At 30.7% G+C, this 13,691-nt stretch carries 13 protein-coding genes; 10 read left to right on the top strand and 3 right to left on the bottom strand.

Features of this window, described 5'->3' with window-relative positions:
- Positions 1 to 36: 36 nt before the first annotated feature.
- On the bottom strand, positions 37 to 414 hold the full coding sequence (locus BMX42_RS03485; RefSeq protein WP_091308668.1) for a hypothetical protein: 378 nt from the start codon (positions 412 to 414) through the stop codon (positions 37 to 39).
- A gap of 184 nt (positions 415 to 598) precedes the next feature.
- Here BMX42_RS03485 and BMX42_RS03480 point away from each other — a divergent pair, with 184 nt between their 5' ends.
- Both BMX42_RS03480 and ctlX read left to right on the top strand, forming a co-directional pair.
- Entirely contained in the window at positions 599 to 1,552 is a 954-nt protein-coding gene (locus BMX42_RS03480) for an arginase (RefSeq protein WP_091308664.1), read from the top strand.
- 59 nt (positions 1,553 to 1,611) lie between these two features.
- The gene (ctlX, locus tag BMX42_RS03475) at positions 1,612 to 2,550 is read left to right on the top strand and encodes a citrulline utilization hydrolase CtlX (protein ID WP_091308661.1); all 939 of its coding nucleotides are present in this window, start codon (positions 1,612 to 1,614) and stop codon (positions 2,548 to 2,550) included.
- Between the two features lie 96 nt (positions 2,551 to 2,646).
- On the opposite strand, the gene BMX42_RS03470 is transcribed toward ctlX, so the two are convergent.
- Positions 2,647 to 3,288 carry a MarC family NAAT transporter gene (locus tag BMX42_RS03470; RefSeq protein WP_091308658.1) on the bottom strand — a complete coding sequence of 214 codons (642 nt, stop codon included), beginning with the start codon at positions 3,286 to 3,288 and terminating at the stop codon, positions 2,647 to 2,649.
- A 204-nt stretch (positions 3,289 to 3,492) separates the two neighbouring features.
- Between BMX42_RS03470 and BMX42_RS03465 the strand changes: the two genes are divergently transcribed.
- Positions 3,493 to 3,849 carry a CoA-binding protein gene (locus BMX42_RS03465; protein ID WP_091308654.1) on the top strand — a complete coding sequence of 119 codons (357 nt, stop codon included), beginning with the start codon at positions 3,493 to 3,495 and terminating at the stop codon, positions 3,847 to 3,849.
- Here the strand turns inward: BMX42_RS03465 and BMX42_RS03460 are convergent.
- The gene (locus tag BMX42_RS03460; RefSeq protein ID WP_091308651.1) at positions 3,833 to 5,338 is read right to left on the bottom strand and encodes a sodium:solute symporter; all 1,506 of its coding nucleotides are present in this window, start codon (positions 5,336 to 5,338) and stop codon (positions 3,833 to 3,835) included. The genes BMX42_RS03465 and BMX42_RS03460 overlap by 17 nt on opposite strands.
- Positions 5,339 to 5,419: 81 nt before the next feature.
- On the opposite strand from BMX42_RS03460, the gene BMX42_RS03455 reads away from it, so the two are divergent.
- From BMX42_RS03455 to BMX42_RS03425, 7 genes are all read left to right on the top strand, one after another.
- Positions 5,420 to 5,911: a hypothetical protein gene (locus BMX42_RS03455; RefSeq protein ID WP_091308647.1), complete on the top strand. Its 492-nt coding sequence runs from the start codon at positions 5,420 to 5,422 to the stop codon at positions 5,909 to 5,911.
- 73 nt (positions 5,912 to 5,984) lie between these two features.
- The gene (gene recR / locus BMX42_RS03450; protein ID WP_091308644.1) at positions 5,985 to 6,605 is read left to right on the top strand and encodes a recombination mediator RecR; all 621 of its coding nucleotides are present in this window, start codon (positions 5,985 to 5,987) and stop codon (positions 6,603 to 6,605) included.
- A 109-nt stretch (positions 6,606 to 6,714) separates the two neighbouring features.
- The gene (locus BMX42_RS03445; protein ID WP_091308640.1) at positions 6,715 to 7,512 is read left to right on the top strand and encodes a polysaccharide biosynthesis/export family protein; all 798 of its coding nucleotides are present in this window, start codon (positions 6,715 to 6,717) and stop codon (positions 7,510 to 7,512) included.
- A gap of 9 nt (positions 7,513 to 7,521) precedes the next feature.
- Positions 7,522 to 9,999 carry an exopolysaccharide transport family protein gene (locus BMX42_RS03440; protein ID WP_091308637.1) on the top strand — a complete coding sequence of 826 codons (2,478 nt, stop codon included), beginning with the start codon at positions 7,522 to 7,524 and terminating at the stop codon, positions 9,997 to 9,999.
- A gap of 5 nt (positions 10,000 to 10,004) precedes the next feature.
- Positions 10,005 to 10,997, top strand: a complete 993-nt coding sequence (locus BMX42_RS03435) for an SDR family oxidoreductase (protein ID WP_091308633.1) — start codon at positions 10,005 to 10,007, stop codon at positions 10,995 to 10,997.
- 1 nt (position 10,998) lies between these two features.
- A complete protein-coding gene (locus BMX42_RS03430) occupies positions 10,999 to 12,387 on the top strand; it encodes a UDP-glucose 6-dehydrogenase (protein ID WP_091308630.1) in 1,389 nt (462 codons plus the stop codon).
- A 10-nt stretch (positions 12,388 to 12,397) separates the two neighbouring features.
- A complete protein-coding gene (locus BMX42_RS03425) occupies positions 12,398 to 13,681 on the top strand; it encodes a nucleotide sugar dehydrogenase (RefSeq protein ID WP_177169108.1) in 1,284 nt (427 codons plus the stop codon).
- Positions 13,682 to 13,691: the final 10 nt, after the last annotated feature.

Genomic DNA, 13,691 nt, shown 5'->3' with positions numbered 1-13,691 from the left:
AAGGCTCCGAAATTTTCGGAGCCTTTTTAATTTTTATTACTTAGCTTCTTCAGTAGGCGGAGTTTCTTCCGTTTTGTTTCCAGTTAAGTCTTCTACTTTGGCTTCAACAGATTCTACAACATCAGCAATTTTTTCTTTAGCAACTGCTGCTTTTTCTTCTGCCCAATCTGTTGCTTCCGCAATTTTATCTTTTGCTGAATCTACCAGCTGAGAAACTTGTTCTGGCACACCCATTTCATCTAATTTTGCAGAAGCTGTTTCAGCAACTTCTCCTACTTTTTCTTTCACATCAGCGACAACTTCTGTAGCTTTATCCATTGCAGAATCTGCAAATTCAGAAATATTTTCACTAGCAGTTTCTGCTGATTGTTTAGCTTTTCCAAATAATGAGCTAAAAAAATTTGATAATCCCATGATAAATAATTTTTGAGTTTTCTCAAAGGTAAATCATTAGTAATCAATTTGCAACATAAAATAAATTGTATTAGGAAATTAATAATTTGTTAACAATTAAATTATTAATGTAAAAGAAACGTACAAACTTTTTCAATCGTTTGCATTTTTCTATATTTGTAACTTATCGAACATTTTAAATTTTATGAGTAAAGATATAGTACTTTTAATAAATAGATCTGAAATTACGGCAGGAACACGAGGAGCTTCTCTTGGACCAGACGCCATTGTTACAGCAGCCAGGAAAAACGAAAAATCTCTTTTTGGTGACTATCTCATTGAAGAAATAAAGGATGTTAATTATTTATTAGACAGTCCAACTGAATACAAATATGCGAAACGAATTGACGGATTATTAGCGGTTTACAATGCATTAAACGACAAAGTTTCAACCTTACTTTTAAATAATAAATTCCCTCTAATTTTAGCTGCCGATCACGGTTCAGCTGGTGGAACTATTGCCGGAATCAAATCAGCATTTCCAGCAAAAAGATTAGGTATCGTTTGGGTTGATGCTCATGCCGATATTCACACGCCATATACAACTCCTTCAGGAAATATGCACGGAATGCCTTTGGCTACTGCACTTAATGAAGATAATTTGCCTTGTAAATTGAATGACTTATCTGAAGAAACTATTCAGTATTGGGAAAAATTAAAACAAGTTGGAGGAATTGCACCGAAAGCAAATGCTGAAGATATCGTATATATCGCCGTTAGAGATACAGAAGATCAGGAAAATAAAATCATGGATCGTCTTCAAATTAAAAATTATCCAGTTGCCGAACTTCGTACAAAAGGAATTTCAGTAATTATGAATGAAATTGAGACGAAATTAAGCGATTGTGATATTATTTATGTTTCATTTGATGTAGATTCTATGGATCCTGAAATGACTTCTCACGGAACAGGAACTCCTGTTAAAAATGGAATTAGTCCTGAAGAAGCAAATGAAATTTTAATTTCATTCGCAAAAAATAAAAAAACGGTGTGTATTGAATTTGTAGAAGTAAATCCGTGTTTAGACGAGAAAGTCAATAAAATGGCAGAAGTTACTATGAATTTAGTTGAATCGGTACTTGATACTTTAAATGACTAATTTTAGTTGAAAGAGTACGCTTTAAAAAATAATTTTTTGGATTCTTAATAAATAAAAAAATGAGACAAACTACTAACACCATATTAATGATTCGTCCAGTTGCATTTCGCATGAACGAACAAACGGCTGTGAACAACTTTTACCAAAAGGTTTTAGATCATGGAAATCCAGAAACGGTAAACTTTAAAGCCATTCAAGAATTTGATGCTTTTGTAGAAAAACTAAAAAGCGTTGGTGTAAACGTAATTGTGATTCAAGACAAAAAAGAACCTGACACGCCAGATAGTATTTTTCCAAACAATTGGATTTCTTTTCACGAAACTGGTGATGTAGCTTTATATCCTATGTTTGCCGAAAACAGAAGATTAGAAAGAAGAGAAGATATTTTAGATGTTTTGGAAGATAAAGGTTTCGAAATTACTGAAATTATGGATTATACTTCTGCAGAAGAAGATGATATATTTTTAGAAGGAACAGGAAGTTTAATTTTAGATAGAGAATTCAACAAAGCGTATTGTGCACTTTCTCCAAGAGCTGATGAAGAAATTTTCATTGAGTTTTGTGAAGATTTTGACATGTCGCCAATTATTTTCGAAGCGTTCCAAACGGTTAATGGTGAAAGAAAAGTGATTTATCATACGAATGTAATGATGAGTGTTGCTGAAACTTTTGCTATTGTTTGTGCAGATTCTATTGACGATAAAAAAGAGCGTAAAATGGTTTTAGAAAACCTAAAAGCGGATGGAAAAGAAATTATTTTAATCACGGAAGAACAAGTAAACAAATTCGCTGGAAATATGTTACAAGTTCGTGGTAAGGATGATAAACGTTACTTAGTAATGAGTGATTCTGCTTTTAATAGTTTAACAAAAGCTCAAATTGATAAAATTGAAAAACACTGCGAAATATTACATGTCAATTTAGATACTATTGAAGCTTGTGGTGGTGGAAGCGCACGTTGTATGATGGCGGAAGTTTTCTTACCAAAAGAAGAGTAATAAGAAAGTGTTCAAAAATAAAAAAACCGATTTCAAATTAAGAAATCGGTTTTTTTTATTTTAAAATTCCGTAAATCGGAAATCACAAATCGTAAATTAAATTCCTCTAATAATACTCAAAGTAGCGCTAATAATATACTGAATTCCGATGGCAATCGTTAAGAAACCGATGATGCGAGAAATCGCAACAATTCCTGATGAACCTAATATTTTTGCTAAATAATGTGCACTTCTTAAAACGATATAAATTAAAGCCGCTACAGCTAAAATTGCTAAACAAGAAAATAAGATTTCTGTTGTTGTAATTACACCTCCGGATTCGCCTAATTCTTGATAATACGCAATTAATAGAGATATAGAACCAGGACCAGCTAACATCGGCATAGCTAAAGGTGTTAGCGCAATATGTTGACGCGCTTCTGCTTCTTTTTGTACTTTTTTATTGATTCCTTTATTCTTGCTAAAATTACCGTTTAGTAAAGAAAACCCTGAACTAGCAATAATAATTCCACCAGCAATTCTCAACGCAGTAATCGTAATTCCGAAAAAAGATAAAACATATTGTCCCACAAAAAACGAAATCATTAAAATGATAAATACATTAATTGAAGTGACAAGTGAAGTTTTAGAACGTTCCGAAGCCGTATAACCTTGTGTTAATCCTACAAATATTGGAACAGTTCCAATTGGATTTAATACTGAAAATAAGGCGATGAATAAATAAATAAAGATGTCCATAGTTTTTTTGCAAATATATCTTGTTAATCAAAGATAGAATTTAAAATAGAATTATATAAATGTAAATTAAAAAACATTTAGTAATTTAGATAAAAATTAAACCAGATAAAATGAAATCGCAATTAACAAAATGTTTGTGCAAACAAACACCAATAATAAAAAAGCGATTGCATATCACCTTTAAAAATCAATAAATATTTAGATATGAAAACTTTAGTATTAGGCGCAACCACCAATAAAGATAGATATGCTTATAAAGCGATTCATAGTTTAGTTGATAGAAGTCATCAAGTTGTAGCCATCGGAACAAAAGAAGGCATGGCTTTAGATGTGAAAATTGAAACCACAAAAATACCTTTAAGCGGAATTGATACAGTTACCTTATATCTTAATCCGAAAAACCAACAGGAATATTATGATTATATTGTTTCGTTAAAACCAAGACGTGTGGTTTTTAATCCAGGAACTGAAAATCCAGATTTTTACGAAATTTTAAAACAAAATAATATTGAAGTTGAAATAGGTTGTATCTTGGTTATGTTAGCTACGAATCAGTATTAGAGATTTCTTTCTTACTAATCAGAAACAATCCAATAAAAGTAATCAATCCGTTTACGATAATTAATTCTTCTGCAAAAGCATATGGAATTAGTTTTGGCGCTTCAGGATCAATTCCAGAATTCATGCTAATTAAATAGGTAATTGCTGGAGATAACAAACAAATAAACGGAACCAATTTATCTTTTACAGAACGATGTTTAACCAAAATTCCAAAAGCAAATAAACCTAATAAAGGTCCGTAAGTATATGATGCGACTTTGAAAATTAGTTTTACAACAGATTGATTGGTTAACGAATTAAATATCAAAATCACGACAAATATCGCTAAAGAAAATCCGATGTGAACCAAATGTCTGGTTTTGACAGTGTCTTTAGTTTCTTCTTTTTTTTCCATTCCTAAGAAATCAATACAGAAAGAAGTCGTTAAAGCCGTTAAAGCCGAATCAGTTGTAGCGAAAGTCGCCGCAGTTAATCCTAATAAAAACACCACAGCCGGAACTAAGGCAAAATGATTGAAAGCAATTTCTGGGAATAATAAATCGGTTCTTACTGCTCCATCTAACGTCGGAACAGGAATGTTGTTTTTTGCTGCATATAAATATAAAAGCGCTCCAACACTCAAGAAAAATAAATTAATCACCACAAAAATTCCGGTAAAAGTAAACATGTTTTTTTGTGCTTCTTTGATGTTTTTACAGCTCAAGTTTTTCTGCATCAAATCTTGGTCTAAACCAACCATAGCAATGGTTACGAAAATTCCACCTAAAATTTGTTTTACAAAATGTTGTCCTGAACCAATAAAATCTTCAAAAAAGAAAATTTTTGAATATTTTGAGTTGTCAATTTCTGCAATCGCTTCACTTAATCCGAAATCTAAGCTATCACAAACGAAATAAATAGTAAAGAAAACCGAACTTACTAAAAACACGGTTTGTAAAGTGTCAGTGATAATAATAGTTTTCAATCCGCCTTTATAGGTGTAAGCGAAAATTAATCCTAAACTAATTAAAACCGTAGCAGAAAAAGGAATTCCGAATTTATCAAAAACAAAATTTTGCAAGACTAAAACGACTAAATATAATCGGAAAGCTGAACCAATTGTTCTACTCAATAAGAAAATAAACGAAGCTGTTTTGTAACTAAAATAACCTAATCGTTGTTCAATATACGTGTAAATTGAAGTCAGATTTAGGCGGTAATATAAAGGTAATAAAACGGTTGCAACAATTACAAAACCTATCGCATTTCCTAAAATGAATTGAAAATAAGCAAATTGATTGACTTCGACTGCACCTGGTACAGAAATAAATGTCACACCAGAAAGTGCCGTTCCAATCATTCCGAATGCGACCAAATACCAAGGTGATTTACTATTTGCTTTAAAGAAAGTATCGTTACTGCTGCCTGATTTTTTGTTCATGAAATACGATATTCCGAACAATACAATAAAATACGAAAGAAAAAATAGTAATATAGTAATTGGTTGCATAAGTTTTTTTTACAAAAATAGCAGAATAATGTAAATACATAGCATATTTGTTTACATTTGGAAAAATTTAATTTAATTGAGATGAAAAACTTACTTACGAAAAAGTTATTTTACTTTTTAGCTCTATTTGTGGTTTCGTTTACTGCAGTTGCGCAAGATGATGAAGATGTTGTTGAAATGGCACCTGATGTTGTAATTGATATGGATTTTAATAAATCGATATATCCTGAAAGTGAAGGGAATGCTTATTTTTCAAATCAACCGAAAGCTGCTTTAATTGGTATGATTATTCCTAAAAAATATTCAGAACTAATTGCTGAAATGAAAAAAGAAACGCCAGAAGGAATTAAAAATTTAAAAACGGGAGAATTTGATAACGCGGGTAAAAAAGTGTTTTATTACACTGGAAACGTTACTGTCGAAAATAATGTAGAAATTTTCATGGAAGTTTTAGTGAAACATTCGAATGAAAATGAATGTATTGTCATCACATCAATGTACGAACCTTCTGTTAAAGAAAAATTCGGTAAAGAAGCAAAAAGGGCGATAATTTCTGCTAAAGTTAACGAATAAGACTAAAAAATATCTTTAAAAAACCTATTTATAGAAATGTAAATAGGTTTTTTCTTTTTAATATATTTGCAAAATGGAATTCTCATCTAAATTATTAGAAAATGCTGTAAATGAAGTCGCAATGTTACCAGGAATTGGTAAACGTACGGCTATGCGTTTAGTTTTACATTTGTTAAAACAACCTAGCGAGCAAACTCAATTGCTAACAGAAGCGTTAACTAAAATGCGAAATGAAATAATTTATTGTCAAAATTGCCATAATATTTCAGATAATACGATCTGTGAAATTTGTAATAATACCACTCGTGACCATTCAATTGTTTGTGTTGTAGAAGATGTTAGAGATGTGATGGCTATTGAAAATACTAGAATGTATAAAGGAATTTATCACGTTTTAGGTGGTAAAATTTCTCCAATTGAAGGCATTTCTCCAAGTCAATTAAATATAATTTCTTTGGTTGAAAAAGTGAAGCAACAAAAGGTTTCCGAAATTATTTTTGCATTGAGTTCGACAATGGAAGGTGATACTACTAATTTTTATATTTTCAAACAAATAAAAGAGTTTAACATCAATGTTTCCACTATTGCTAGAGGTATTTCTGTTGGTGACGAATTGGAATATGCTGACGAAGTTACGCTTGGTAGAAGTTTATTACACAGAATTCCTTTTGAATCCTCAATTAAATCGATGTAATTCTTTTAAATTACCAAGGAAAAAGTATATTTGTAAAATCTAAAATTAATTTATGAAATTGCTAATAAATGTGATGTCATATTTCAATTAAAAACTATAAATACAGAGCATGAAATTTTTTATAAAAACCATAAAAATAATCTTTATTTTTCAATTGTTAACCTCTTGTGTACCTTTTAAAGATACACTTTATTTAGAAAAAAATAAAGATAAAGTTGCCGATATTGAAATCAATGCAGATGCTTACAAACCATACCGACTTCAGGTTGACGATATACTTTCTGTTGAAATCAAATCTAATAATCATAAAGATGTTGAGGTTTTTAGTAAAACTGGAGACAAAAATAGTGGTGTAGTTAATCAAGATCAATTGTATTTTGATGGTTATCAAATTGATGGTTTTGGAAATATTAGAATTCCAGTTATTGGATTGGTAAATGTTCAAGGTCAAACTGTAGAAGAAGTTGGTAAGTTGCTTGAAAAAAAGCTGTTAGAAGAATATTTTACTCCAGCTTCAAATCTTTTTGTTAATGTGAAATTAGCAGGAATTAGATATACAATTAACGGAGAAATAGGAAGTACTGGAACTAGAACAGTCTTTCAAGATAAATTGAATATTTTGGAAGCTATTGCAAATTCTGGAGATATTCCAATTACTGGAAATAAGAAAGAAGTTGTAGTGATGAGAAAAATCCCTACAGGTTATCAATCAGAAACATTAGATTTAACAGATGCTAATGTAATCAATTCACCATATTTTTATTTAAAGCCAAACGATTATATTTACGTGAAGCCATTAAAACAAAAAAGTACAGGATTAGGGTTAAATGGATTGCAGACCTTGACAACTGTAATTTCTTTGTTTGGAATAATAACAACTACATACTTACTAGTAAAAAGTTTATAAAAGCATACTATGTTTGATACTAAAGATATAAAATTAATAAGTGAAGGAGCAAGTTTTGATGTAAAAGCATTTTTAGTAAAATTGCTTGGACATTGGAAAATATTTTTGCTTTCTATGTCAATTGCAATGTATTGGGCATATCATGTAAATATTAGAAAAGAAAGTATTTACGGTATGGATGCTTCTATTGTTGTAAAAGATGATAGTAATCCTATGTTTTCTAATAATACAAGTTTAACTTTCAATTGGGGTGGAACTTCAGATAAAGTGCAAACGGTAATTACAACATTGCGTTCCAGAACACATAATGAGAAAGTAGTTGATAAATTACAATACTATATTAATTATCTAAGAAAAGGAGATTATTTTTACCCAGATGCTTATGGAACAATTCCATTTAAGGCAGTAATTAATAAACAAAGAGGTCAATTAGCGAATACACATATTAGAATTAAACCAATTTCAAATACAGAATTTGAATTTGAAGTTGATTTTGGAGAAGCTAAAGAAGCCATGTTGTTTCATTATAGTGATTATTCAACAAGTGTTGTAAAAACTCCTGGAAAAAAGTTTTTTAGTAAATTTAAATTTAACCAAGAAATTAATCTTCCATTTTTTAACGGTCAAATTACTTTAGATTCTTCAAAACCACTGAATCTTAATGAAGATATTTACATTCAATTTATTGATTTTAATGGTGCTGTAGGTGCTTATAGAGGAATTGGTGTAAACACAGATGCAAAAGCACTTTCGGTTATTATATTGGACATGCAAGGTTCTAATAAAGCACGTTTAGTAGAATATTTAAATTCTACTGTGACTATATTAAGAGAAAACGAATTAAATAGTAAAAACCTTTTTGCTGTAAACACAATCAGATTTATTGATAGTACTTTAAATGTAATTGAAGGACAACTTAAAAATACAGAATCGGATTTAAAGAATTTTAGAAAAAACACAAATGTCTACGAATTAGAAGGCGGTGGTGTAAAACTTTCGGAAGAAATTACAAGTTTAGATTTAGAACAAGATAATGTAAAACGAAAATTAGCCTTTTATAATTTTCTTAAAAGTTATCTAGAGAAAAATACAGATTATTCTAAATTGCCTGCACCTGCAGTTGCTGGAATTGAAGATCCTAACGTAATTTCAAATGTTTCAAGATTAATTCAGTTGTCAATTGAAAGAGCTGAAAAAACATTTACGGTTAAAAATCAAAATTTATATAAGGAATTAGATTCTCAAATGGAATCTATTAAAAAAGTGCTTTTAAATAATATCGAAAGTTCAAAAAATGCCTTAGCTATCGATTTAAGAAGTATAAATGGAAGAATAAGTAAAGCTGAGGGTTCAATCAATCAACTACCTGAAAAGGAACAAGATTATATTGATATTACTAGGAAATATGAATTAAAAGAAAAAATTTATAGTACATTTTTAGAAAAAAGAAGTGAAGCTGATATTGTAAAAGCAGCAAGTGTTTCTGATATCGAATTTATCGATTCTGCAAAAGATGTTGGTGGTGGTTTCAGAGGGCCAAAACGAACTATTAACTATGTTTTAGCAATGATAGTTGGTTTCTTTCTACCATTTTTATATGTGTTAATTATAGCTTTAGCAGATACAAATATCAATACAACACAAGAAATTTTACAACTTACAAAAATTCCTATTATTGGAGTTATTGGTAAGAAAAACACTGAAAATAATTTATCAGTATTCGAAAAACCAAAATCACCACTAGCAGAATCTTTTAGAGCTATTCGTTCTTCGTTGCAATTCTTATCCAAGAAGCATAATGTGGAAGGAACCAAAATTTTAATGCTAACTTCTTCCATTTCTGGAGAAGGGAAATCATTTTGTTCTATAAATTTAGCGACTGTTTTTGCTCTTAGCGAAAAGAAAACAGTAATCGTTGGATTAGATTTAAGAAAACCTAAAATTTTTGGTGACTTTAAAGTAAATAATAATTTAGGTGTTGTAAATTATTTAGTCGGACAAAAAACGGTTGATGAAATTATTTATAAATCGCACATTCCAAATTTAGATATTATCACTTCAGGACCAATTCCTCCAAATCCTTCAGAATTATTAATGAGTGATGCTATGGGTGAATTAATCGCAGAATTAAAAACAAAATACGATTACATTATTTTAGATACACCTCCAGTTGGTTTAGTTGCTGATGCTTTAGAATTATCCCATTTTGCAGACGCTACTTTATATGTGGTTAGACAAGCGTATACAAAACGCGGAATGCTTTCTGTAGTTAATGAAAAGCACATGAGAGGTGAGTTGAAAAACGTAAGTATCATTTTTAATGGTTTCCAAAACAAAGCCAAATACGGTTATGGATATGGTTACGGTTATGGTTATGGAGCTTATGGTTATGGTTACGGAGCATATTATGAAGAGGAGAAAAGACCAAAAACAATAAAAGAGAAAATTTTAGATATGCTTGGTTTGTCTAAAAGCAAAAATTCATAATCTAAGTGCAAAATTCAATTCAAAATAAAAAAATTGTAATAACAGGTGGAGCCGGTTTTATTGGTTCTAACTTGTGTGACTATTTTTTGAAAAATAACAACCAAATTGTTTGTCTAGATAATTTTTCTACTGGATTTAAACATAATGTTGAAGCCTTCTTAAGTAATCCGAATTTCACTTTAATAGAAGGTGATATTAGAGATTTAGAAACCTGTAAAAAAGCAGTTGAAAATGCCGATTATGTATTGCATCAAGCCGCTTTAGGAAGTGTGCCACGTTCTATAAATGATCCAATAACTTCAAACGAAGTAAATGTTTCTGGGTTTTTAAATATGTTACAAGCTTCTAAAGATGCGAATGTGAAACGTTTTGTTTATGCCGCAAGTTCATCAACTTATGGTGATTCTGAAGCGTTACCAAAAGTGGAAGACAATATAGGGAAGCCATTGTCGCCTTACGCCATTACAAAATATGTAAACGAATTATACGCCGATGTTTTTAGTAAAACATACGGAATTGAAACAATCGGATTAAGATATTTTAATGTTTTCGGACGTCATCAAACACCAAATGGGGCTTACGCTGCCGTTATTCCGAAATTCATTTCATTATTTATAAATCACGAAAGTCCAATAATTAACGGAGATGGAAACTATTCAAGAGATTTTACGTTTATAGACAACGTAATTCAAATGAATGAATTAGCTTTGCAAACCCAAAATTCAGCTGCCATAAATCAAGTTTATAACACGGCTTTTGGAGAAAGAACAACACTAAACGAATTAATAAAATATATAAAAGAATTTCTACTACCATACGATTCTGAAATTGAGAATGTTTCATGTATTTACGGCCCAAATAGAGGTGGAGATATTCCACATTCATTAGCAAGTATTGATAAAGCGAAGGAATTATTAGGCTATAATCCAAAATATTCTATTAAAGAAGGATTGAAAGAATCAATTGATTGGTATTGGAAAAATTTAAAAACAGAATAAAATGATTAAAAATATTTGTTGCATAGGCGCAGGATATGTTGGTGGACCAACAATGGCAGTAATTGCTCAAAAATGTCCACATATTAAAGTTACAGTAGTCGATTTAAATCAAGATAGAATTAATGCTTGGAATAATGAAGATTTAAGTTTATTACCTATTTATGAACCAGGTTTAGATGCGGTTGTTGGAGAAGCTAGAGGAAGAAATTTATTCTTTTCAACTGAAGTAGACAAAGCAATTGATGAAGCTGATGCGATTTTTATTTCGGTAAATACACCAACAAAAACATATGGAGTTGGTAAAGGTATGGCGGCAGATTTGAAATATATCGAGTTATGTGCCAGACAAATTGCTCGTGTAGCTAAAAATGATAAAATTGTTATTGAAAAATCTACTTTACCTGTAAGAACAGCTCAAGCGATTAAAGATATTTTAGATCACACTGGAAATGGTGTGAATTTCCAAATATTATCTAACCCAGAATTTTTAGCGGAAGGAACAGCAATTGAAGATTTATTTGCTCCAGATAGAGTACTTATTGGTGGCGATACAACTCCAGACGGACAAGTAGCTATTAATAAATTGGTTGAGGTATATGCTAATTGGGTAAAGAGAGATAATATTTTAACCACAAATGTTTGGTCTTCAGAATTATCAAAATTAACAGCAAATGCTTTCTTAGCACAACGTGTTTCTTCAATCAACGCAATGAGCGAATTGTGTGAAAAAACAGGTGCTGACGTTAATGAAGTAGCAAAAGCAATTGGTTTGGATAGTAGAATTGGTTCAAAATTTTTAAAATCATCAGTTGGTTTTGGAGGTTCATGTTTCCAAAAAGATATTTTAAATTTAGTTTACATCGCAAAATCTTATGGATTAAACGAAGTGGCCGATTATTGGGAACAAGTAATTATTATGAACGATCACCAAAAACGTCGTTTCTCAAAAAATATTATCAGTACTTTATACAATACAGTATCAGGTAAAAAAATAGCATTCTTAGGTTGGGCTTTCAAAAAAGACACTAACGATACTCGTGAATCTGCAGCAATTTATGTTGCAAATGATTTAATTAGTGAGCAGGCAAATGTAGCCGTTTTCGATCCGAAAGTGGAAGCAGACCAAATTCACTTCGATTTAAATTATTTAGAAAGTCGTACAGATGCTGAGAATAAAAAATACATTTCTATCGAAAATAATGGTTACGATGCTTGTAAAAATGCACACGCTATTGCCGTTTTAACAGAATGGGATGAATTTAAAACTTACGATTGGCAAAAAATATATGATAATATGTTAAAACCAGCATTCGTTTTTGACGGTAGAAATTTATTAAACAAAGCAGAATTAGAAAAAATCGGATTTATTTATCAAGCAATTGGTTCGTAATTAATAGAATATGGAAATAAAAATAGCTGTAATTGGACTTGGTTACGTGGGTTTGCCTTTAGCAAGATTGTTTGCTACAAAGTATCCTGTAATTGGTTTTGATATTAATGAGCAAAGAATTTCCGAATTAAATGACGGAATCGATTTAACCTTAGAAGTTGAGGAAGATTTACTGAAATCTGTTTTAAAAACGCACAATTCACAACTTACAACTAATTATTTGCATTGTTCAAATAAATTAGAAGACATTGCTGATTGTAATTATTACATTGTTACCGTTCCAACTCCAGTTGATAAACACAACAAACCCGATTTAACACCACTTTATAAAGCAAGTGAAACGGTTGCGAAAGTATTGAAAAAAGGTGATATTGTTATTTACGAATCAACCGTTTATCCTGGTGTTACGGAAGAAGAATGTGTACCAGTTTTAGAAAAATTATCTGGATTAAAATTTAATGTCGACTTTTTCGCTGGCTATTCTCCAGAAAGAATAAATCCAGGTGATAAAGAACATACTGTAGATAAAATTTTAAAGGTTACCGCTGGTTCAACTCCAGAAATTGGTTTAAAAGTAGATGCTTTATACAATAGTGTCATCACTGCTGGAACACATTTAGCACCAACAATTAGAGTGGCTGAGGCGGCAAAAGTTATAGAAAACTCACAACGTGATATCAATATTGCATTCGTAAATGAATTAGCAAAAATTTTCAACATTTTAGATATCAATACACAAGATGTGTTAGAAGCTGCCGGTACAAAATGGAATTTCCTTCCTTTTAAACCAGGTTTAGTGGGCGGACATTGTATTGGTGTGGATCCTTATTATTTGGCTCAAAAAGCAATGGAAGCGGGTTATCATCCAGAAATTATTTTAGCGGGTCGCCGTATGAATGACAGCATGGGAGAATATGTAGCGTCTGAAGTTGTGAAACTAATGATTAAAAAAGAAATCGTTTTACATAAAGCAGAATTATTACTTCTAGGAGTTACTTTTAAAGAAAATTGCCCTGATGTAAGAAATACAAAAATTGTAGATATTGTTCATGCTTTAAAAGAATACGGAATAAATATTACGATTTACGATCCTTGGGCAAAACCTGAAGAAGTTCTTCATGAATACGGAATTGTAACCACTAAAATAGTACCAACATCTCAATTTGATGCGGTAATTTTAGGCGTTTCTCATGACGTTTTTAATACTTTAGATATTAATTCGTTAACAAAAAGTAATAATGTCATTTATGATGTAAAAGGTTTTCTTACAGCTGAAGTTGACGGAAGATTGTAACAAATAAACT

This window comes from Flavobacterium terrigena (genome assembly GCF_900108955.1).
GTDB lineage: Bacteria > Bacteroidota > Bacteroidia > Flavobacteriales > Flavobacteriaceae > Flavobacterium > Flavobacterium terrigena.
The sequence above is the reverse complement of the archived record's forward strand: the minus strand, read 5'-3'. Positions and strand labels throughout refer to the sequence as shown.